Origin of the sequence: Streptomyces sp. NPDC048411, from assembly GCF_040704695.1 — a bacterium.
Classification (GTDB): domain Bacteria; phylum Actinomycetota; class Actinomycetes; order Streptomycetales; family Streptomycetaceae; genus Streptomyces.
On sequence record NZ_JBEZKL010000033.1, the window covers coordinates 28,223 to 52,596 of the forward strand.

Here is a 24,374-nt window from a genome sequence, read left to right on the forward strand (position 1 = left end):
CTAGGGCCTGTCCTGTCGATCTTCGCGGGCCTGTTCCTCCTTCTCCTTGCGCTCCCGCACCTCTGCCTCCGAGCGCACCACCACCTTCGTATGCTGCAGCCCGAGGGCGCCCATACGCATCAGATACCTATACGTATTCGGATCAACTTGCGTATGCCCCAGCCGGACATTCCGAACCCAACGGCCGAGTCTTCTCGGTTTCTGCGGGGTGGGCGTGAAGGGGCCGATGGTGTCCACGTAGGTGATGCCCCCTCCTTCTCCACTTTCGACGTGCGCGGCTGCGGCCAGTGCCATCAGCCGCTCCTCCTCCGGCGCCCCGTCCAGCAGCGTCACAGACGCCCCGCTCCGTGACGTCTCCCCCTGCGAAGCCCCCGCCGTCTCCGCCGTGGCGGGGCCGCGCGCCCCCGCCACGCCGCCCCGGGTCGCCTGGGTGCCGAACTCCCGGCGCAGTTGCTCGGAGAGGGTCTGGGCCTGTTGCACCGCGTCCGGTCGGCCCGAGTAGTCGTAGAGGGACTCGGCGATCAGAACGGTCATGTCGTGGTGCAGCGTGCTGTACGGGTGCTCGGGCGCACCTGCGGCGCCGGAGCGGTCGAGGGGTGGCGCCTGGTGACGGCCGGCCATGATCTGCCCCGCCTCGGCCAGAAGCGGGCCCTGCATCCGCGGGTCGAGGCCTTTCAGGGTCCGCCAGGCGTGCTGGAAATGGTCGGCCCAGCGCTCGCGTACGTCCGGGTCGACAGGCGGGTACGGCGTCACCGACGCGGCCGCCGACGCCACCTCGGCCAGCGCGCTCTCCGGCCTGCGGGTGGCACCTCTCCTGTCCCACAGGGAGTGCGCGTACTGCGCCAGTGCCCCCGTCAAGGCCGGGTTCGGTGCGTCCTCCTGCGGCAGCAGGTCCCTGAAGTGCTGCAGGATGACGGGCCCCTGCCGCAAAGCCCGGGAGCCGATCCGGCCCCGTGCCTCCCGCGCGCCCTGCTCCAGTTCGTCCTGCGCCTCGGCCGCCTGGGTGCGGTGCAGCCCTGAGGCGAAGCCCATCTGGTGGGCGACGAGCTCGTTCGCCAGCCGTTCGATGCTGTCGTCGGCCCAGTACCGCTCCAGCTCCGCGGCGTGCGCGGCGGCGTTGAAGCCCTCGTCCATGAACGCGGTGTCGTTGTCGATCGCCGTCACCCGGCGCTCTCGGGCGCTGTAGAGCACGTTGTCCCAGTTGATGACCGTATTGCCGGAGGGGGCGACCCAGAGACGGTCGGACCTGCCGAGGAAGGGGTCGGTCACCATCATCAGTCCACCGATGCGGCGCAGCGAATCGGTGTCGGCGAGCAGGGCCCGGCGTTCCGTCACGCTCAGCCGGGAGAGGGGGGTGCCCTCGGCGAACTCACTGACCGTGACATGGGTGTAGTCGTTCAGCAGTTCGCGGTGCGCGTTCGGCCAGTAGGGGTCGTGCCTCGCGATCATCGACTCCAGCGCCTGGGCATCGGTGGATCCCCGGGGCAGCACCCGCGAGGCGGGGATGTGCACGTCCGACACACTGCGGATGAACTCGTCGGCGTAGACGGTGGAAGCGATGTCGGTGTGGAACTTCACCACCGCCTGTCCACCGGTGCCCGAGCCGACGATGTGGACACCGCCGTTGTTGCCCTCCCGCCACTGCACGGCCACCCCGGTCGGCCAGTTCCGGGGGCGCGTGCTCGCGAGCGGCGCGGGGCGGTGCTGTGCCTGCTGCTGCGGCACGGAGCTGCCCGAGGCGTCCGGCTGCGGACCGTGCCCACCGTACGCGGCCTGCGGAGCGCCGTACGGAGCCTGCGAGGCGGAGTGCGGGGCCTGCGGGACCGCGTACGGGACCTGCGGCGTCGTCCAGCTTCCCTGGAGGTGCGGTCCCTGCACGTACGGTCCTTGGGCGTACGGGGCCTGTACGTACGGGGCTTGTGCGTACGGGGTCTGTGGATGCGGTCCCTGCGGATACGTGTACTGCCCGGGTGTGCCGTGCTGGCTGGACGGGCCGGGCTGGAAGAAACCGCTCGTGCCGGAAGGACCCGCCTCGGGCGGGTCCGTCTCGGAGCGGCGGCCGGTCAGCCGCTTCTTGAGCCACTTCCCAGGACCGCCGCCCACGCCACCACTGGTGGCCCGCGTGCCGAACTCCTCGCGCAGCAGTTCGGACAGCAGCCGGGCGGGCTGCCGTTCCGGCGGGAGGTCGGGGCGCGGCGAACGGCGCAGTCGGGCGGCGACGAGCGCCGCCATGTCGTCGTACAGGGAGAGGTAGGCCGCCTCCGGCGAGCCGGGCGCGACGTCCGCGCGAACAATCGGCGGCGGCTGGTGACGCCCCGCCATGATCTGCCCGGCGCCCGCCAGCAGTCGGTCCCGCTCCTTCCCACCGAGCAGGCCCAGGTCCGTGTGCGCCTGCGCCAAGAGGGGGGCCCAGCGCCGCCGGACGTCGGCGTCCGTCGTGGCACCCGCCGCCCCCGCCTCCTGCGGGAACAGCTCCTGCCGCAGCCGCTGTGTCAGCGCCCGACGCTCCTGCACCGACATCTCGTGCGCCTCCGAGGCCCGGGTCGAAGGGAGCAGGCTTCTGACCGGAGACGACCAGAACGCCGGTCGGCCGGTGCCGGTGTCACGATCCCGGCCACCGGTTCCACCGGCGGAAGCCAGACCGACGCCGGACGCTTCGAGCGCCTTCACCAGGCCGTTCGTATAGGCCGTGCCGATCTCCCCGCGGGCCACCGCGTTCACCAACGCGTCCTGGAGCACACGGCGGGACTTGGTCTCCCAGTCCGCGTCCGGGCGGTACGGGTAGGCACGCGTTTGCCCGTGTCCGCCGGAAGGGCCGGGGGTGCTGGAAGAGCCGGGGGCGGGCTGGGCCAGGAGTTGGGGCAGTTCGGTCGTGAACCAGTGCACCGTATGGGGATGCAACTGCTGACGGGGCGCCGGATCCGGGTCGTAGAAGGCCGCGTACGCCTCGGCGAACCACTCCATCGGCTTGGAGAACTGGTAGTTGGACACCGCGTGGTTGTCACGCTCCGACCGCAGGTAGCTGACCCACTGGTTGTCGTTGGTCACGTGGTACATCCGGCCATGGATGTCGAGCAGGTCCCCGCCACCGTCGGGAAGCATCCATGGGTGCGCGAATGCCATCTGCCCGAAGCGGATGACATTCTCGAGCCGGTTCCTGAAGTCGGCGGGCTGATGGGAGAAGACCGCGCGCAGCTCCCTGAACATCTTGGCCCTGTCCGGCTTGTAACGCGGGTGAAGGGGCGATGCTGCCTCCGCCAGCAGGCTCAGTCCGTTACTGCTCAGGGGTTCGCTGCCGTCACCGAGCCCGAATTTATCCAGGACAAGCTTGACCAGCATGACGCTGCTCAGGTTGTCATATACTCGCCAACCGCCGAAATGTGTTAGCTCGATGAGATTCTGCATCCAACTGCTGAGTTGGTCGACATGGTGACCGACTTCGTGCCGGACCAGCCACTTCATGAAGTTGCCGTGCGCCAGCACGTCGGACACGCCGCCCATGATCTGGCGCCGCTGTCCGGACACGCCGATGGTCCGGTCGCCACGCCGGCTGATTCCCTCGTATTCGCTCATGGAGACTCGGTCCATCGCCCGTCGCTGCCAGTCACTGCCCCGGTTGAACTGGGCCATGATCCAGGACGGCAACCCGTACGGGGCTACGACGACGACGGTCTGAGTCTCCGAGTCGTACTCGCTGGCAGCGCTTCCGTCGCTCGACGGTCCGGGTGTGATGGCGACCAGGCCGTTGAAGTGTTCCCGCGGCAGACTGGCCAGGACACTTTCGATCCTGCTGAGCGTGGAGTGGCTGAAGTGCATGTTCGGGCGCTGGCTCGAAGGCCCGATGGTCACTCCGTAATGGGCACTGAGGGCTCTCTCCCGTTCGACGACACCCTGGTTCCACAGCAGGCCGCCGACCCCGTGTCCTGCCGACCCCAACTGGAGCATGCGGGAAGGTGTCCCCGTGTTGTGGCCAGGCCGTGGCGGCCTCATCCCGGCCCGCACGCCGTCGAGTTCGGCGAAGCGCGGATCGGTGACGGCGCGTTCCCTGCGCTCCTGTGCGACGGCGTCGGCCACGTCATGGGCGTCCGACTCGTCCCACAACCCAGCGGTCGAGGAGTAGTCGGGCCCGAGGGCCGCGGCCACACGTTCGACCCAGCCGGTCTGCACCTCACGGAACGCCACGGTGTCGTCGTCCATGCCAATGACCAGCCGCAGATGCACCCGGTGCTCGGCCAGAATCTCGACCGCCCTGGCCGTCGCCTCGTCCGGACTCTCGACGGAGTCCTCCCCCGTGACGTCGTCGGCCGTGACGTCGTCGGTCGTGTCCGCAGGTCCGGTCCCGGCGCTCCGGTGCGGCTGTGCGGGCGGCGTGGCCGCCGACCGCGACGGGCCGGGTGCCCACGGATCACGCTCGACGGTGCCGGTGGACGGATCCGGCCGCCCTTCGTCGGCACGCCCCTTTCCGGGATCCGGCCGCTCGCCACCGGTGGTCGTCGAACCGTCGCTGATCGTCGAACCGTCGCTGGTCGTCGAACCGCCGGCGGATTCCACTGCCCGGATGTCGCTGAGCAGACGCCCGACGTCGATGCCCGCGGGTGCGCTGACCGGGCGGGCCAGACGTGTCAGCGGCACGGTGAGCATGCCGGGCACGGCATGCGCGCTCATGGGGGTCGTCGGTCCGGCGGTCAGGGGGGACGGCAGCCCCGGTCCCGATTGCTGCCCCGGAGTCGACGGGGTGCGCGGCGACCTGTCGAGGAACGAGGCGATCAGCGGCGAGCCCTGGGCGAGGCGGTCGAGGGTGTCGGAGTACGTGGGTGCGGGCCGCTCCCCCGCCGGGTGGGTTTCGATGGTGAACACGGCCCGTCGGCGCAGTTCGCGAGGGTCGGCAGGCACCCGGGACCGTGACTGCGCGGTCGTCTCGGGCAGCCGCCGTCCGCGGTTCTCGCGCTGCACCTCGAAGTCCTTCGCCGTCACCGCGGTGGCAGGATCCGCGCCCTTCTGGAGGTTGGCCAGCGCCTGGTCCAGCTCGTCGAGGAACATCGCGCGCACCGAGTCCAGCCTCCGCCCGCCGGTCACGCGTGCCCGTCGGTCCCGGTCCGGGAGGGCGGGCATCCCGTCACGGACGCCGTTGCCGCCGGCCGAGACGCCGATGGTGGGCAGGGGGAGCCGGTTGTGGTGGTTCCACAGGGCGACGCGGGCCACTCGGCGGGCCAGGAAACGGAGCTTGGGCCGGTCGTCCTCGGTCAGGTCGGCCGCCCTCTCCGCGAAGGTGAACCGGCTGCTCAGCTCGTCGGGCGAGCTGTGCGCCCCGACGACCACCGCGGTGAGCGGGTTGACGACGATGCCCGGCCTGTCGTGCTCGTGCATGCCTGCCAGCTGGTCGTGGAAGGTCTGGTTGCCCCACTTTCTGACGAGCCGCATGTGCCACAGGGTGCTGGGCGTCTTCAGCCCCTGACCGCCGGAGTACCGGTCGAGCGCGCCGACGGCGGCCCGCTCCGCCGGCGTCGGAGCCTGCGGTGCCGTGCGCGTCGCGTCGGCCGTGCCGGGTCCGGCCACCGCCGCGTGCGCCCGAGCCGCCCGCTCCTCACGTACGGCGATGAGCGCCTGCGTCGCGAGGACGCCGGCCCGCGCCGAGGCACGGGCCCGTCCGGTGGCCGTGCTCTCCTCGGCCTCGTAGGCCGCCCGCATCTCCTCCAGGCGGTCGCCGTACCGCTCCAGATTCCGGCCGACGGCGTCTCTGAGAGCGCGTTGAGTACTGCCGCGCCGTGCGTAGTTCTCCAGCGTGACGTGCGAGCTGCCGTCCTCGGCGGCCAGCACCACGGCGGCGTAGTGGTAACCGAAGGGGTTGTCGACCGGGTGGAACGCGCCGGCGTGGTCCTCCAGCGTGAACTGGCCCTGCTCGTTCTGCGAGCCGATGGACTGCGTGAGGTAGCCCTCGCCGACGGCCGGCCAGGCGTCCTGGTTGATGTCGACCCGTGGCCTGGTCCCCGCCGGAGCATGCGGGCGGGTGTTCAGGAGAGCGCCGTAGCGCTGCCCCGGCAACGGCGTGGTTGCCGACGCCGGGGACGACGCGGCGGCGGCGCGCGCCCCGCGTCCGCGCGCCTTTCCGGCGGCCCAGAAGGTGTCCGGGACGACGCCGGGACTCGCCTGGCCGTCCACGACCTGAACGATGGCGTGCGCGAGGCGGTGCAGTTCACTGACCTTGAGCCCGTCCGCGGCGTTCATCGGTCCCAGCGCGGTGTGCCCGTCCGGATCGCGGAAGACCAGGTGGTCCGGCATGCCGCCCAGCACCTGACCGGCCAGGTCGCGGCAGACGTCCGTGGGGTCTTCCAGGAAGTCGGGGCGAACCCGGTACAGGGTGCGCTCGGTTCCGTTGTGCCGGACGGTGACCGAGACGTTCTCGTCCAGGGCGAGCCGTACGGAACCCCCGGTGGCCTGGAGCAGGGCCTGGGACCGCTCGAAGGCGGCCCGGCTCGCGAACGCCTCCCGGCTTTCGTTCTCGGTGCTCACGGCGAGGGTGCCGTCGGCCGACACCTGGAGTGCCGGGTGTTCCGGGGCGGCCAGGTCCTGCCGGACGCCGACCAGGCGCGGCACGCCGTCGTCGCTGTGCTGCGGGGCGTTCGACTCCTCGGCACCGGACAGGCCGATCGCCGTGACGTGCTGGAAGACCGGCCCGCCCGCCGGGTCCGTAACGTTCACCACGTAGTCGGTGGTGGCGCCGGGGGGCAGGTCCTGTGTGCTGTCCGTGACGGTGATGTGCAACGGGGCCGGACGCCGTCCCACCCGGGTGCCCGAGGGTCGGGTCTCCTCGGGTCGGGTCTCCTCCGGGCGGGTCTCCTCCGGGCGGCCGGATTCGGGCGTGGCGCCGGACAGTCCGCCGTCGGTCCCGGGGACCTCCTCGGGGATGGAGTACAGCGTCCTCTCCACGCGCACCGGCGCGACGGAGGTGTCCGTACCCGCCTCGTCCGAGAGGGACGACGCCGACGTGTGGGCCCGGTACCGCACGACCAGACCCTCGGGGTCGGTGTGCCCCCACGCGCGCAGCGCGTCCTCGTCCATGCGCAGTCGCATGCGTGCGGCACTCTGTGCGATGGCGTCCCTGGCCGGGGCGTCGGCGTCCGGCACCGGGACACCGCGGGCCGCCTCGATCCGCCGGCGCCGACGGAGCGCGTGCACTTCGGCGACCCGTTCGTGGGACGCGCGATAGCGCTGCCAGGCCGCGGCCCGTGTCGCGGGGAAGTGGTCGGGCCGCCCGGCGCGGTCCGGCACGTACCCGTCGGCGTCCTGGTCGAGCTGCTCCAACCAGGGCCGCAGGTCCTCGGGGGTCTGTGCTTCCGGGTCCGCCCGCGCTTCGTCCGACGCTCGGAGAGCGGGCACCGTACGCAGTTCCGCGGCCAGTTCCTCGTCGAGTTCCGGTCGGCGCAGCAGCAGGCGGGCCCGGTCCAGGGGCGTCAAACCGGCGTCCTTCACGCGGACCGTCGCGTCCGGGTTGAGGGTCCAGGTGACGTCGAGTGCGGAGTTGTGGCTCAGGCCGGCCAGGTCCTGCCGGGAGACGTGTGTCTCCATGAAGGGGGAGGTGTCGAGCCGCTCCGTCAGCCGGTCCCCGAGCCCGCCTTCCTCCGGGGCGGGCTGCGCCGGCCTGGTCTCGGGCTCGGACTGCGGGTCGGTGGCAGGGGTACCGGGCTCGGGCGGGGTGGGCTCCGGGGTGGCGGGGGTTTCGGTGTCGGGCGAGGCCTGGGCGGTGGCGGGCTTGTCGGGCCGGCCCAGGAGGTACTCCGAGCCACGCCGGAAGAGCGTGATCCGCCGGCCGGGGTGCGGGTCGGTGGAGTGCGGGGCGGCGGGGCGATGGGCCTCGTGGGTGCCGTCCTCGTTCACGACGACGATCTCGGCGCCGTAGCTGTTGGCGGCCACCTGGGCGGCGGTGGCCGCGGTGGCGGCGTTCCAGTGGTTGCCCAGGAACAGCTGGGCCTTGATCAGGTCTCGGCGCTGGCGGGGGGTCAGCTCGACGTCGTCGGGCAGGCGTCCGCCGTTGGTCCGGAACTGCTCGCGCTGCTCGTCGGTGAGGGTTCCCGCGCCACGCCGTATGGCATCCTGCTCGGGGTTGGGGACGGCGCCCCTCTTGGGGGGCACCTGCCCGACCCTGGACGAGTCGACCTTCGCCCACAGCAGGATCTCGTGGGGGAAGGGGGTCTCGCGGTCGAGTACGGCGTCGTCGGGGAGCCGCTGGCCGACGACGCGGTTGACCGGGAGGTGGTCCCTCCGGCCGAGGGACCTCTCCACGCCCTGCCAGAAGCCGTCGTCGTTGCCGTCGCCGTCGCCGCTCGGCTTCTCCGGGAGCCGCTCCCCGGTGACGGGGGCGTCCGGGGCGAGGGACGTCTCCAGTGCCTGCCAGAAGCCGTTGCTGTCGCCGGTCGGCTCCTGGAGCCGGTACTCGGTGCCGTCGGGGCCGACCAGCAGCGCGGACTCGCGTCGCGTGTAGCCGGTCCCGTCGGCCGGGCGGGTGTTCCAGGGAGCGTTGGTGTGGGCGGGGCGTACCACCCGCCGGGGCGGCGTGGGCGACGGTTCCCCGGAGCGGGTGACGACGGTTTCCCGCGCCGCCTTCTTCGCGGGTTCGGGCTGCTCCTCTCGCGCCTCGGCGGACAGGACGTCACCGGACGGCAGCACGCCTGTGGGCAGCGCGAAACGGAAGTGGCCGCCCGCCCGCTGCAGCACGAAATGAGGTGCCCCGGCTCCCGTGGCTCCCGTGGCACCCGAGGCACCCGAGGCACCCGAGGCACCCGAGGCACCCGAGGCACCCGAGGCACCCGAGGCACCCGAGGCACCCGAGGCACCCGAGGCACCCGTGCCGAACTCCGTGACGAGGCCTCCGGTTCCCACCACGGTCACCCGCGCGCCGAAGACCCGGGCGGCGAGGGCGGGCAGCAAGTCGGCGGCGCTCGCCTGCCAGGCGGTGTCGTCGGACCGGGTGCCGTCGCTCTGGAGCAGTACGGCGGCCAGGCGGGCCCGCTGGTCGGCGGGGAGCCGGTGGTGCAGAGGGATCCGGCGGGTGTCGGTGAACTCCTTGTGCTCGGGGCTGCCTTCGCGGAACGTGATGCCGGCTCGGGCGATCTCGTCCGCGGTGAGGGTGCCGAACGCCTCCGGGTCGAGGCTCTGCACCAGCGACTGGTTGTCGTTCGCGGTCAGCGTGTCCGCGAACAGCGACCGCAGCACCGCGACGGTGGTGTTCGCGCCGTCGGCCCGGGCGCCGTCGGCACCGGTGTCATCGGCACCGGCGTCGCCGGTCCGGCTGTGGCCGGGCAGAGCCGCGGGCGCGGTGTGACTCAGTGCTCCGGCGAGTGCGTGGAAGAAGCTGTCGCGGTGTTGCGGGGTGTCGTGGACGGTGTACTGGTCCGCGCCGGGCCACGGGCTGCCGCCGACCGTCGGAGGGGACGTGAGCGTGCGGACGCCGTCGTCCGCCGTGGTGTCGCCAAAACGGTCCGGAGCGGGCTCGGGAGCGGCCGGTGCCACGGGGGCGGGCTCGCGGTAGGTGACCTCGGACGGCCTGGGCACTCCCTGCCGGGGCGCGTCCGGGCCCTGCGCCGCGTCGTCGAGCGGCAGACGGTGCCAGCGGGTGAGCCGGTCCGCGGCGGCCCGCACCCGGTGGTACTCGGCTGCCGCGTCCACGGCGGCCGTGTGCCAGGGGCTCAGCCGCTCCATGTCCTCGCTCAGCGCGGCCTGCGAAGCGGCGACGGCCTCCTTGGCACTGCGCACGGCCGCACGGCCCTGGGTCGCCTCCGGCGAGCGGCCCCCGAAGCTGTCGATGTACTTCTCCAGCCTGCGCTTCGCGGAGCTGAGCCGGCTCTGGGTCCCCCGGTACTCGTCGCGCAGCTCCTCGCGGCCCGTCTGCAGCGAACGCCGTTTGTCCCAGTAGGTCTTGTCCGCCTTCTCCCACGCCTTGCCCGCCTTGGAGACCTCTGCCCAGGCGTCGGAGACGTGGGACGGGAAGTTGTCGTCGGTGATCAGCCCGTGCTGTCGCGCGACGTCCTCGCTGAGCCAGGTCAGGACGTGGCTTCGGGTCTCGACGGCCTGCGGGCCGGGCCGTACGCGCCCGAAGGGGCCCAGCAGGCCGGAGAACCACCGCGCCGGCTTGCTGTCCTTGATCTGGTGTTCCACCTCGGTCACCGCGAGCCAGGCGGTCGGCACCTCGAACAGGAACGCCTGGCCGACCGTCGGCTTGAGGGTGATCTGCCCCGCGCCGGCGTCGACCTGCTTGCTGCCCTGGGCCTCGGTGCCCGACCCGTCCGCGGGCGAGAAGCCGGGCAGGGCCCGCCCCGCCTCCGCCGTGCTGGCGGAGGCACTGCCGGCGAGCACCATTTGCTGGTCGTGGCTGATGCTGATCGAGCTGTCGCCGCCGGCGGTGTTCCTGACCGCGCTCTCCATTTTGGCCGTCGGGGCCACCGACAGCAGCCGGGCACCGGCGAGTTCGGGCCGGGAGTAGAGGCGGAACACGCCCGATGCGCTGCCGACCAGCGCGTCGTCCGTAAGTCCGAGCACCTGGTGGCCGCGGGCCGTGGTGGTGTCGTCGTAGAACGCGGTCAGGCTCGCGTTGCTCATGCCTTCGCGCAGCGCCAGCGCGGACGCGGTGCCCGCCCTGGTCAGTCCCGTGGTGCGGGCCTTGGCGAGGGCCTTGTCCAGTTCCTCACCGGTCGCCCGCTGCCCGCCGGAGAGGCCGAGCTGTGCGCCGTAGGCGCGGGCGACAACCACGGCCGCGGCTTCCTCGAGGGTGTCCAGGCCGGTGACCCGACCGGGGAACCAGCCGGTCTCGGCGGGGGTGAAGGGCCGGCCGCCGGGAAGACCGCGGGTGCGCCACTCGTCGATCTTCTGCCGTGTGACGTCCCCCGACGCCCACAGGGTGACCGCCCGCTCCGGCTGCGTCGGCCGCGGCACACCCAGCGGATCGTCGGAGACGGTCGGCGCGTCGGACGTGGCCGGAGCGCCAGGGGTGGCCGGAGCGCCGGACGTGGTCGGGGCGTCCGCGGCCGGCACGCTCAGGCTCATCGGCACCTGGTCGCGGATGCGACCGACCGGCCCGGAGTGCTCGATGGGCGGCATTCCGTCACCGCGGTGGAAGGAGAGATGGAGGTCGTACGACGTCAACTGCTCGGTGTACGGCTCGTCGAGGGTGAGCGCCTTGCCCTTCAAACGCGCCTCGGTACGGCTGTTCGCACTCTGGCGGGTACTGGTGCCACGCTCGATGAAGCTCGGGCCGGCCGCCCTGAACAGCCCGTTGCCGGTACGGATGTTGTGGGCCACGACCGCCGCGACGGCCCAGTTCTTGAGCTTGCCGGAGGACTGCTCGCCCGTCTCGGTGGCCTGCCGGCCGATCTTGAGGACCGTGCCGTGCCCGAGACCGTCGAACTGTGGCATGCCGGGAACCAGCCGGATCTCGACCGCCATGTTCCCGCCGAGGCTCAGCCTGGTGACGGACACACCGGCGCGCACCTGTGTGTGTTTCCCGGTCGAGGACATCTGACCGCGCAGGGCCCGCACGGGCCGGGAGCCGACCAGGGAACGAATGCGCTCCCTGCCGGTCTGGCCGACGCCGGCGGCCCGCAGCTTGCGTTCGAACTCGGCGAGCACGGCGCTGGTGTCGAGGCTGTTGACGGGGTAGACCGCGAGCGAGTCGCCGGGCAGCAGCGGTTCCCAGCGCCGCTCGGTGTAGAGCGGTACGTCGCCCAGGTGGTCCTGGAGGAGACCGAGGCGGTGGGCCGTCTTCTCGGAGACGTGGCCGTACCAGCCGGAGGGGATGTCCAGTCGCCGTGCCGCCCAGTGGTCGCGGTGCAGGGTGGCGAGGGTGTGCACGGGTTTGAGCAGCCCGTCCACGTTGGCGTGTGCGGCGACTTCGTGAACGGTGTCCCCGCTGACCATGACCTGACGGCCCTTGATGGTCGCGTTGACGTCCTCCAGGGCCGAACGGGTGACCGTGTCGGATGTGATCGACGACATGGTCCTGTTGACGAGCCCGCCGTAGGACCCGTAGATCCCGGGGCCCTCGTCGTGGGTCCGCCAGTACGAGAGCGCGACGCCCCAGGTGACACCGTCGATGTTCACGAGGGAACCCGACGTCTGGGTGTCGGCGCCGAGGATCTGCTCGATCTCGAGGTGCATCGGGTCCGTCACCACCCTCGGGTACTCCACGCGCAGGCGGTGGAGCAGGAGGCCCCGCCGGTCGAGGTAGGGACCCGCGCCGAAGAGGCCGTTGACAGAGTGGCCGACGGGGCCCGTGGACTGGTCGTGGTTGGCCGTCAGGTACTGCGACAGCAGGGACCGCAGTGCGGTTTCGTAGGCGGGCGCGCCGGGCTCGCTGACGTGCCAGGAGCCGTGGGACGCCTCGTTCAGGGCCGCCGCGGCCGCCTCGACGAGTTCGGGGTGTGCCCCCACGCCGAGGACGTGGTACGGCAGGTCGCGGAAGGGATTGTCGGGTGCGTCGGTGCGGGAGCCGGTGATGAGGCTCCTGGCCCGGTGGGCGGTCAGCCTGGTGACACGCGGTTCCACCGGTCCCTGCCGCTGCCCCGGTTCCCATCCCGGCCCCTGACCCGGCTCCCGTCCCGGCTCCTGGACGGGGTCGGGCCCCGGGGTGGTGTGTTCGTCGGCCACGGCCAGGAGTACGCGTCCCGTCGCCTCGTCGCCGCCGACCAGATCCGTCAACGGCTCGTGGAAGACGAAGGGCTGGGTGCCGAGCAGGCCGAGCGACACGGTCCCTCGCAGCAGGCTGCGCACGCGCCAGTATCCGCCGATCTGCGCCCGCAGGGAGAGGCGGTAGGAGTACAGCTGGGACGTGGTGGTGCCGATGTGCATCGTCTCGTACGACGCCGTGGAGCCGTAGCCGGTGCGGCGGCCGGTGCTGAGTACCTTGCGCGGCCCGACTCCGAGGTAGCCCATGTTCTCCGGGATCCTGAGGTGGTCCCGGTCGCTGTCCCGCACCCCGAGCGTGAGGTCGACGCCGAACTCGTCGGTGTGGACCACGTTCTGCGCCGCGTCCAGACGTGCGGTGGCCGTGGTGCCCACGCGGAGCATGCGATCGTCCTGGACGCCTTCGTGGCGGAGGTCGGTCAGGTCGGCGCTGATCCGGATGTAACGATGGGCCCGGCTGACGCGGCCGGGACCGGGGCCCGGGGCGACCAGCGCGATGTGCACCCCTGTGGTGGCCAGGGTCTCCAGGTTCGCGGCCACGGCGTCGGGAGACAGCGCATTGAGGACGGTCAGCGTGTTCTGGAGTTTGAGCTCGTACCGCTCGATCTCTCCCGTCAGCGCCTCCGGCGCCTTCATCCACCCGCGGGCGGACGGTGCGCCCAACGCGCTCAGCGGGGCGACCATGTCCGGGTATCTGGCGGCGGCCTCCTCGATGACACGGTCGACGAAGACCTGCAGCGGGGTGGGCCGCAGGGGATCGGCGGCAGGCGTCTTGGCGTCCGTCCGGGCGGAGTCGAACAGCAGGGCCTCGGGCCGGCTCATGCCCAGGACGACCGGACGGTCCCGCTTCAGGTACACGGGCGGAACCGGCGCGGTGCCGTCCTGGGGCGAACGGGTCGTGCCGTCGTCCCATCCCGCCAGCCTGCGGGCCTCGCCGCGCGGGAGCCGGTCGAGGCTCCACACCCGGAACTTCTGGGGCTCCGCATCGCCCGTCCGGCGTACGTAGACGTCCTTGAAGACGATGTACAGATCGGTGGGGGTGTCCTTCACCTGACCCGCGATCTTGCGGGTCGCGGTGCCTCCGAACGCGTGCGCCTTCGTGCTGGACCGCCCGTGCCGGGCGTAGAGCGCGAGCAGGATGCGCAGTCCGGCCGGGCCGCCGAAGAACTCGTCGAAGGTGATGCTGGGCCCCGCGCTGCCGAAGACCTGCTGGGAGAACGCCCTCCCGATCACCTGCTCGTTGCGCACCGCCTGCTGCACGGTGTACCGCATTTCCGCGGCCGTCGTCTCGTTGAACAGCAGACCCTCGACCGGCACCATCCGGTCGACGACGAACGCTCCGAGCGGGCGCTGTCCTCCCTCGCCCCGCAACAGGCCGGTCGGGACGGGCCCCTGAACCGCCCGCTGGGCGATCAGCCGGAAGTTGTCCGAGCTGAAGAACGTGGTGATCGCCTCGTGGGCCGGGTCGCCCGCCTTGGCGTCCACCTGGTTCAGCGCCCAGACGCGGAGCGGACCGACGGGGCCGAACTCCTCGGTACGCACGAAGCGGACGTGGGCGTCCGGGGCGAAGTGCAGGACGCGTGGCGCCCAGGTGCCGGTCTGCGGCGAGGTGACGCTGTCGGGCAGACGGACCGTCAGGCCGGAGCGCACGGCGAAGGAGAGGTGACTCTCCCCCGGGAAGACCTCGTCCGTCGACCTGTGCTCCGGACTGACGACCTGAACCTCGTAGTGGACGTCGACCAGATGCAGGTGCGAGCCCTCCTGGGACCGGGTCTCGCTCTGCTGCAGCGTCTGGTCGTACAGGGCGTAGTCGTAGGACTTCGTCAGCCCCATGCCCGCGCCGATCCGGACGGCGGCCCCCATGCTTCCGGGCGTGGGGCCGAGCCCGAACGAGGGAGCCACGCGCCGCGAGGAGCTCTGCATGACGTTGGAGCCCACGGAGAACTGGCTCCGCTGCACCGTGTCGAACTTGAACGGCTTGCCGAAGTCGTCGGCGAACCGCTCCCAGTCGTCGTACGGGCGGGTGGTGACGTGCAGGACGCGCGGGCGGCCGTGCCGGTCCAGGAACGCGGGCGACCGGTACCCCTCGCCGTGGAACACCGAGGGGGTGTCCCGCAGTGCGCGCAGGAGGTCGTCCAGCGCACGCTGCTGGCCGGTACCCCCTTCCGTGCGGGAAAGGCCGGTCCGGGAGGCGGTCTCCTCGACGACCCCGTCCGCGTTGCGGAGCGTGACGTGCGCGTGCCCGTAGGCGCCGCTGGCGACGCCCTGGACGCCGTTGCCCGTCACGTAGACGGGCATCTCGCTGCCGTCGCTGAACACGACGCGCCGGCCGTGCGTCGGCGGCGCAGGCAGCGAGCGGACGATGCGGGCCGGTCGGCGGGTGTCGAGTTGGGCGTCGACGGTCAGCACCGGCTTGTCGGTCACGGACTTGGGGCCGGTGCCGTCCGCGAAGCGCACGTGCCTCTCGGACGGCGGCTCAAAGGGCGCGGGACCGGCCGGGCGCCCGGCCTCGCCCGGGTCCGGGTCGGCGGACGTCTCCAGGGCCGCGGCGACGGTTCGTACGGGCTCCGGGCCGTCGTCGGAGGGAGTCACGACGATGGTGGGCAGGACCGGGGAGCCGTCCACCTCCGGATCCGTCTGCCCGGGACCGGCATCGACGACACCCTCATCGGCCGAGGAAGGAGTGTCTTCGCCCGATGGACCGGTGGTTCCGGGCGCCGGTGGTGACTGGGCAGGGGACGGTCCCGCCGTGCCGTAGGTGTCGAGGACCCGCTGGAAGTGCGTCCGTTGCTCGTCGGAGAGCGTGACCTTGGCCAGTTGCCCCTCAAGGAGCCTCTTGTACGGGTTCTCGTCGACGCGAGCGGCCATGACCGTGATCGCGGTGTGCGCCGGCCGGGCCCGGGGCGGGACGGTGACTGGCGGGTGGTCGGCGAGCATGGCGACCACCAGGTTCCCCACCTGGACCGTGTTCGCGTCGATGATGACGATGTCCTGGTCCGGCCCGACGACGGCGTCGGCGAGCAGCCCGGTCGTGGGGACCGTGCCTGAGGCGCCCGACTCGCGGAAGCGTCGTTCGGCGGCCTCCGGCGTGGTGGACAGTTCCACGAACGCGGTCGCGTCGACGTCGTCGTGCCGGGGGAAGTCCTCGGTGCCCGCCGGGACCAGGGTGACCGGCTCCCCCTGGTATCCCGTCCTCGGCGCCGGCTGCTGCTGCACGCGGAACAGGGGCAGGCCCCCGTTGACGAACCTGGTGACGAGGTTCTCCACGGCCGGGTCGACCTTCTGCCCGTCGAACTGGGTGTCACTGATGTAGACGGTTCCGCCGTCGATGGGGACGGCGAACCGGTGGAAGCCCCTCTCGTGGGTCATCTCCTGCACCGCACCGTTGATCGGCACCTGGCGTGTTTCCGGAGCATCGGGTGCGGTGGGTGCCACGAGGGCTGCGGGGGCGTCAGGTACGACGGGCGCGGCGGGCTGGACGGGGGGCTGTTCCGGCTCCGGGGCGGGGGGCGCGGCCGGCGGATCCGACGCCAGCAGCGGAGGCAGCGTGTCCGTGGACCGCCATGTGCCGTAGTCCAGACCGAGACGCCAGGAGAGCTGGCGGGCCGCCCGTTCGCCCGCGAAACGGTGTTCCGCCGCGATCAGGCGGGTGAACGCCCGGAGCAGTTTGCGCTGTTCCGACGCGACAGAGGCCGATTCCTCGGACACCGTCGGCCGCTGGTGGTCGAGTGCCACCCGGAGTTTCGCCCACGACCGCCAGGTGTCGTACTCCAGCGCGATGTCCTCGTCCGGTTCCAGGGGGAGTCTGTCCAGCGCCTCCTGGTCTCTCTTGGACAGTTCGGTGACCGGCGCGGCGTGCTCGCTCCAGGAGCGGTCGGCTTCGGACCGCATCGCTTCGAAGAAGGTGTCGGTGGATTGGGAGGGGAAGTAGGACTCGACGAGATGGGAGAAGTAGGACTTGGACGAGGCGTGTGCGCTGATGTAGGTGCTGACCGGATCGCTACCGGTCCCGTCCTTGAGGAAGCCCCGGACGAAACCGGAGGCGTTCGACGTGGCCTCGCTGTGCGGGGCCGAGATGTGGGCCAGGACGTGCGGGAGGCCCTTTCGCAGTTGGTTGGCGCTGACCGGGTATGTCGCGAGGACCTCGATGTCCGGGTCGAGCACCCGATCGGGATGTTCGATGAACAGTGCGCCGGGGTTCGTGTCCCACTTGGTGCTGCCCGGGAACACCTGCTCCGCCCCGAACCGGAAGGCGATCACGTCCGGATGGTGCGGAATCTTCACCGCGACCGTCGGCTGTCCCTCCGGGCCGGTCATGACAACGACTTCCGCCTCGACGGCGTCCGGGTCGGCGGCGTTCTCCACGTAGGCGTGCAAAGGTTCCAGCGCCTGCGTCACCGTCGGCTGAACATGTCCGTCGTGATGCCTGGCCGTGCCGTACCTGTCGCCGAACTCGTCCAGCAGCTTCAGTGCGGCCTGCTCACCCTCCTCGCGCAGCCTGTGCGCACCCATGAGGGCAAGGTTCGCCAGCATGTCCAACTGCCGTTGCTGGGTCGTGGTGGCCCCCGACTTCCGCACCAAAGGACGCTGGTGGTCGAGGAAGACCCGGTTCAGTGCCCAGTCCAGTTCCCTCGGGCTTCCCTCACGGTCCAGCCACGCGCGGGCTCTGCTCAGCAGCAGCTGGTCCTCCGGGGTGAGCTGCAGAATTCTCGGATTGTCGGCCCAGTCCCGGCGCGTACCTCCACGCATGTACTCGATGAGGGAGTTCGGTGCGACGGTGCCGGACCGGGCCACTTCGTGGCCGACCGCGGCCCGCACGAAACCCCGCGCGAAGGCGACGCAGTTGTACGACACCAGGTTGTAGGTGTGCTGGGCGTTCTCCGCCGTGTACGTGTAGGCCGCTGCCAGCTGGTCCGCGTTGACCTTGTAGGTGCCGAGGATCTCGGCCCGGGGGTCGTTGAACGGGTCTCCCGGTTCGAGGGTGACGATTCCGGGCGCCTTGCCGTCCACGAGATGCACGGGCGCGACGTCCTCGGCCATCCGGAAACCGAGGCTGACGAACCGCTGGTCCCACGGAAACCTCAGCCCGACCAGCGCGTGACCCGTGTCCTGTGTCTGGACCATGTCGACGAAGCCGAGCGCTCCCGGATAGGACATCAGAACGACGTCCACGTTCGGCGCGGAACGATCGATGGTGTGCTCGGCGTAGAACCGGATCGGGCTCATCAACCGCTCGACGCTCGGCGGCAGCCGCAGCCCCGTTTCCACGGACACCACGGCCGTCTCCGCGAACATCGGTGCGGGGACGTCGTCGGCCGCGGACTGCGGCGCGGGCGTCCGGTCGGACTCGTCCGTCTCGTCCGTCTCGACCGTCTCGCCCCGCACCACTTCCACCGACGCCCTGTGGTCGTCGGGGAGGAAATCGAACACGAGGACGTCGTCGTCCGCCGCATCGTCCGCGTCGAACAGGGCGTTGGTCTGCGGCGGCTCAATCGTCTCGGCCGGGGTGTGGACCTCGGCCGGGGTGTGCACTTCCACCTGGTCCGGGTCCCCGTGAACCGATTCGTCGGGGTCATCGAAGTGCCCCTCCCGCAAACCGAGTTGGATCTCCTCCAGCAACCGTTCGAGGTCGCCCACGACCCTGCTCGGTCCAGGTGTCGGGAGATCGGCGTCGAACACAGGATCCGGTTGTTCCGGGTCGGCCCCGCCGACCAGGCCCGTGGTCCGCCGCGTCCGGTAGCGGTGGGCCAGCTCCAGGGAGAGCTCGCGGCTTCTGTCCGCGCTGTCCGTGAGCCGGCTGTGGCTCAGCAGGGTGACGAACGCCTCGATGAGTTCGCGTCGCCGGGCGGCCTCCGGATGGTGGGCGTCGATGAACCAGGTGTGGTCCACGGACACCTGGATGTGTGCCCAGCGCTCGGCCTGCGCCAGCTCGCGCGGGGGGACACCCCGCAGGAACACCTCCGCCTCCTCCAGCGCGGCCCGGTCCTCGGCGGTCAGCCCGGCCGGACCCGTCCGGACAGCACTAGAGCCCGGCGACGGCGCGGAGTGATCGTCCTCAAGGACCGTGGCATCGGCCGACCTCGCCCGCTCCAGGGCTGCCGTGACCTCGCCGGAGGTGGAGCGCAGCATCCGCTGGGCCACGACGGCCACGTGCTGGTCCGTCAGGGACAGCTGGTCGAAACCGTCGGCGTTCTCGTCGAACCGCGCGACGAGCCGGCCCACCCGGTCCGGCGATCCGCCCAGGGCCGTGTAGGCGTCGGTCAGCGCGGTCAGGACCGGGCCGGGCAGCCTGCGATCCGCCGATGTCTTGCCCCAGAGCGTCTCGAACAACCGCAGCGCCTCTGCGTTCTCGCTCTCCGGGGCGATGGACCCGGTGCTCTTGCCGAGTTCCGCTTCGGGATCCGTCTTGTACGGGCCTGTGTCGAAGGAGGGGAAGGCGATGGGCGCGATCGAGTTCTTCCGCGAGAAGTTGCCTGCGTACGTCGGCGGGCGATCGTCGTTGAAGAAGGAGACGACCTTCTCGTCTCCCCTGTCTATCGGCTCGACAATGCTCTTGTAGATCGCTTTGCCATCGGGGTCCGTGGGATTCCAGTACATGGCTGCGCCGTGTACGACCGGACTGAACCTGTCCTTGATCTCCTCTATGGCGTTTTCGTAGGTCCGCGGCGTGAGCGCCGTCCCCCCGATCGGCGTGAAGAGGTCCAGCAGGTCGATGTCGGCGGCCACCGGCCGGAGGGTGTCGCCCTCCTTGTGGTAGATGATCCCGCCGACGACGGAGAAGGCACTGTCCGGCTCCGCCAGCTCGGCCGAGTACTTCGCGAACTCGCTCTTGCGGCTCTCGTACCGCTGCTGGATCTTTGCCTGCTCCTCCTCGCTGTACGACGAAAGGTCGGCGGGCAGCTGCGGATCGAAGAGCGCGCCCAGGCCGAGCTGCTTCTCCGAGAACCGGGAGTCGCCGAGTATCCGGTCATGGGGGTTGAGCGACTTCGCCTTGATCTCCAGCGGCTTGGGCATCGCTCCCTCTTCGAGCCGGGGCGCGGCGTACTCGTTCACCCCTCGGGTCACGATGATGAGGTTCATCTCACGGCTGATCTGCCGCAGCCGCCCGGAGTTCTTCGCCGAGATGCCGCCGATGGCCTCGGTCGACTCGTCGAGATCGGGCTTCCACCCGCCCCAGTCGCCACCGAACCCGGTGCCGGTCGCGGTATCGCCGCCGTCCGGCTGCCGGACGGCGAGCGGTCCCGCCTCGAACGTGGGCGGCGCGGTTTCGTGGGGCGCGACCAGCGCGTCCCACCGGTAGGGGGCGGGAGCGGGGAGTGCGGGTCCGGCGGATGTCGGACCGGCCGGTTCCGGCACTGTCGTCGTCGCCGCCGTCGTCGTCGGCCGGGGCGCGTCCGGTGCGGTGTCCTCGTCGTCGAAGTTCCCCTCCCGCAAACCGAGTTGAATCTCCTCCATCAACCGTTCGAGGTCGCCCACGACCCTGCTCGGTCCGGGTGTCGGGAGATCGGCGTCGAACACAGGATCCGGTTGTTCCGGGTCGGCCCCGCCGACCAGGCCCGTGGTCCGCCGCGTCCGGTAGCGGTGGGCCAGCTCCAGGGAGAGCTCGCGGCTTCTGTCCGCGCTGTCCGTGAGCCGGCTGTGGCTCAGCAGGGTGACGAACGCCTCGATGAGTTCGCGTCGCCGGGCGGCCTCCGGATGGTGGGCGTCGATGAACCAGGTGTGGTCCACGGACACCTGGATGTGTGCCCAGCGCTCGGCCTGCGCCAGCTCGCGCGGGGGGACACCCCGCAGGAACACCTCCGCCTCCTCCAGCGCGGCCCGGTCCTCGGCGGTCAGCCCGGCCGGACCCGTCCGGACAGCACTAGAGCCCGGCGACGGCGCGGAGTGATCCTCCTCAAGGACGGTGACACCGGCCGACCGCGCCCGCTCCAGGGCGGCCGTCACGTCTTCGGGGGTGCCACGCAGCATCCGCTGGGCCACGACGACCACGTGCTGATCCGTCAGGGACAACTGGTCGAAACCGTCGGCGTTCTCGTCGAGCCGCGCGACGAGCCGGCCCACCCGGTCCGGCGATCCGTCCAAGGCCGTGTAGGCGTCGGTCACCGCGCTCAGAAGGGGGCCGGGCAGCCTGCGATCGGCCGAGGTCTTGCCCCAGAGCGTCTCGAACAACCGCAGCGCCTCGGCATGCGCGCCCTCCGGGTCGACGAGCCCGGTGCTCTTGCCGAGCTCCGCTTCGGAATCCGTCTTGTACGGGCCGGTGTCCGAGGAGGGGAGGGCGATGACGGGCGCGAACCCGCCCCCCGCACTCAGGTCATCCCCTGCGGCCGGGTCCCCCGGCCGTGGTCCGGTGAACATCCGCACCGTGGGGTCCTCGGCCATGGCTCCCCTGGAGCGCGGCTGAGGCGCTGCCGGGTCCTGTGACCACTCGACCGTCCGCGTGAGCTCGTTCCATCTCCCGGTTCGCCCGGTGTGCCGGTCGAACACCGAGACGACGGCCTGCGCCGGGATCTCGACGACGAAGGCCACTTCCTCCTCGTCGTCCCGGTAGGTGGTGAGCTGGGGCATCTCCTCTTCGAGATCCGGGTCCTCTTCCAGCAGCTGATCGAGCGTCGCTCCGACATCGACGCCGGAAACGCCGCCCTGGATCTCGTACTGGTAGCGCCGGTCGGTGTATTTCCGCAGCCGCTTGTTGCGCGTGGTGGAAACGAACTGGGCCCCCTCCGCGGGAGGGGAGGTCACCCATTGGACGATGTCCACGATGTTCTCCGGGCTGCGTGCCTGGAAACCATTCCGGAAGACGGTGTGCGGATCCTCTCCCGTGTTCCTCCACACCGGCCGGCCCGGGTCGCTCCAGGAGACGTAGGGCTCATCAATGCTGTGGACATGATCAGCGTGCCGGTCGTAGTGCTGGGCCCCCGTGAACATCCTGACCGTGACCTCCTCGGCGGCGACAGCGCCAAGGGGGTACGGCTTCCCACCGGCCGCGGCGACGAGATCGTGCGACCCGTCGGCCACGGTGCTGAGGCTGTCGATCCACCGGGAGATCTCCTCCCGCGACCGGGGCGGCGGCGCATCCTTCGTGGCCTTCCTTGCTCCGCTCCCCGGCTTCGTGCCGTCGGCGGACTCGACAAGCGTGTCATCGGAGTCCGACACGGTGTCGACGACCGTGATCGCGTCGTCCGCGGCGGAGTCGTCCGCGGCGTCCGCGGCGGAGTCGTCCGCGTCGGAGTCGTCCGCGGCGGAGTCGTGCGGAGTCGCGGGCGAGTCGCTGACCACGGCCGTGTTCTCCGCCTGGGCTGCCGGTGGGTCGAAGGCCCGGAACACGGTGGGTATCGGGACAGGAGCGGCGTCCTCTTCGATCTGCGTGCCAGTTCCCTCAGGGGCGGCCGGCGAGGGCTCGGTGGAAGGCGTGTCGGTACCGGTGGCCGCGTCGGTCTTCCGCCCGGGTTTCTTGCGTTGCGCGGTGCCGACGACGGTGGTGAGGCCCGTCACGGCAGGGCCCGTCCGGGGAGTCTCGGACGTTCCCGGACCTTCGTCCGTCGTGACGCCGTCCGTCGTGACGCCGTCCGTGGCGCTGTCGTTCGTGGCGGTGTCGTTCGTGGCGCGGCTGTTGGTGGCGGTGTCGTTCGTGGTGCGACTGTTCGTGTCACCGGACGGGCGGGAGGAGGCCGGGGCCGAGACGGTCGCGAGGGACGCGGTGGCGGGCTGGTCGTCGTGCGCACCGGCCGGCTCCTCGGTCCGGACGTCCTCGGACAGGCCGGCCGGGCGCGTCTTGGCAGCCGATCCGTCAGCGGCGGTCGCGTCCGCCGCCGTTGCCGGGCGGCTCGGGTCCGAAGCGGGCGTGACGCCGTCCGCGGCGCTGTCGCGTTCCGCGCCGCGGTGGGTGGAGCCGTTCGTGTCGGCGGCCTGGCCGGTGCCGTGGGTCTGGCCGGTGCCGTCGGTCTTCACGGCGGCCGGGCCGTTCGCGCCCGTCACCGCAGCGGTGTCGGTACCCGTGCCCGTGCCGGAACCGGTGCCCGTGCCGGTGGGCGCGGGGGTGGCCTGGCCGTGCTGGGACGGGGCGGTCGTTCCGGGGCCGGAGGCTGTCACCGGGCCGGTGACGGGCGTGGTGCCCGGCTGGGTACCGGGGGCGTCCTCGCTGTCCTGGTCGCCCGGGGCATTCTGGGCCTCGGCGTCGGCCCCTGCGTGGGCAGGCCTGGACCCCGGCCCGGTGTGGGGTGCGCCGGACGAGGTGGCGCCGGTGGCACTGTGACCCGAAGCGGGAAGCGTGCCGCCTTCCGTCTCCGCCGGGGACTGCGCGCCCGTCGCGTCGCCGCCGGGAATCTCGAACGCCGGGTCAAAGCTCCCGTGCGCGCCCGTGTTCCTCGCCGGCTGGCTCCCGCCGCCGCCGGACACGGTCGCCGGGCCCGGTGACTGCGCGGCGCCCGCGGCGACGGAGGACGGGTTCGGGACGTCGATCTGCGAGGTGGTGGGGACCGGCGCCGGAGCGGCACCGGTGAAGTCGCCGGAGTACTCGGGGTGCGGGCCCGGCAGACCCGATCCCGTGGCCGGGACCTGCGTGGCGGGGCCCTGCGTGGCCAGGCCCGGATTCGTGTCGGCGAGGTGCTGCTTCCCGCCGGTGCCGGTGCCGGTGCCGGTGCTGGTGCTGGTGCCCCCGGCCGATGTCTTCGAGGGGGCGTACGGGTCGGTGTTGAGGTTCTTCAGGAACGAGAGGTCCGGCATCTTGATGCCGGACCTCTGGGCCCCCAGGGCGAGTGCGGACATGGACAGGGTGCTGACGGCGCCGCCCCAGAAGTCCATCGAGTTGAAGCCGGAGATGGCACCTCCGGTCAGGTACTCCGACAGACCCGCGCTCGCGGCGTCGAACGTCTGGTCGGCGGAGGTGGCCGCGATCTTCTGTCCGGTGGTCAGCGGCGGCTTCTTGCTCGGCGTCGGCACCGGCAGGTTGTTCTTGTCGTTGAACTTCTTGTTGAAGCCGGGACCGAGGTCGGGCTTGTCCTTGAAGAGCCCCTTGAAGATGTTCTTGCCGCCGTGGAAGAAGTGCTCGAAAACCGCGTTGAGCGCTCCGGCCGCTCCGCTGAGGAACAGGTCCTTCACATCGATGCCGTGCGGCTTGCGGCCGGGCGCCGCCGACCACATCAGGATCAGACGGGACGCGAGCGCGGTGAACATCTCTTCCAGCATCTCGCTGATGGTCGGCATGAGATGAATGCGATCGAGCAGCAGCGTCATCATGCCCAGGATCTTGTACCGCGCGGTGAGTCTGGCCGCTGCCGCCAAGGATTCCGTGCCTCCGAAGACGAAGGCCGCCAGTGAGTCCAGGAAGGACAGAATCGTCGCCAGAAGAGCAAGCTCGACAATGGTGTTGATCTTGTTCTCGGCGATCTGGATGGACGTCTGTACGCGCCCTTCGGCGATGTCGTCCAGCTGCTTGGCGAACTCGGTGACGTAGTTCTTGCCACCGTCGTTGGTCACCATGTGGGTGGCGCGGACGTAGCGTTCGGCGATCTCGGGCGGGAGAGCCCCGCTCGAGGCCTTGATCGACTCCTCCAGGAGCTCGGACAGTTTGTGCAGCCGCCCCGAGAAATTCTTGAACGACTCGTGGCTCCGGTAGGCGAGGTCCTCATCGGCCTGCGGCATACGCTCACCAATGATGATGAAGAACAGGACGTTCGCCCATTCAGGAACCACGATCGCCATGA

The 24,374-nt window shown here is 71.2% G+C and carries 1 protein-coding gene; it reads right to left on the reverse strand.

Annotated elements, in window-relative coordinates:
• A complete protein-coding gene (locus AB0915_RS14750; protein WP_366691438.1) occupies window positions 1-24,372 on the reverse strand; it encodes a hypothetical protein in 24,372 nt (8,123 codons plus the stop codon).
• Window positions 24,373-24,374: the final 2 nt, after the last annotated feature.

Coding starts and splice junctions, on each gene's coding strand:
- AB0915_RS14750 (WP_366691438.1), bottom strand. CDS start 24,372: ATGGCGATCGTGGTTCCTGAATGGGCGAACGTCCTGTTCTTCATCATC.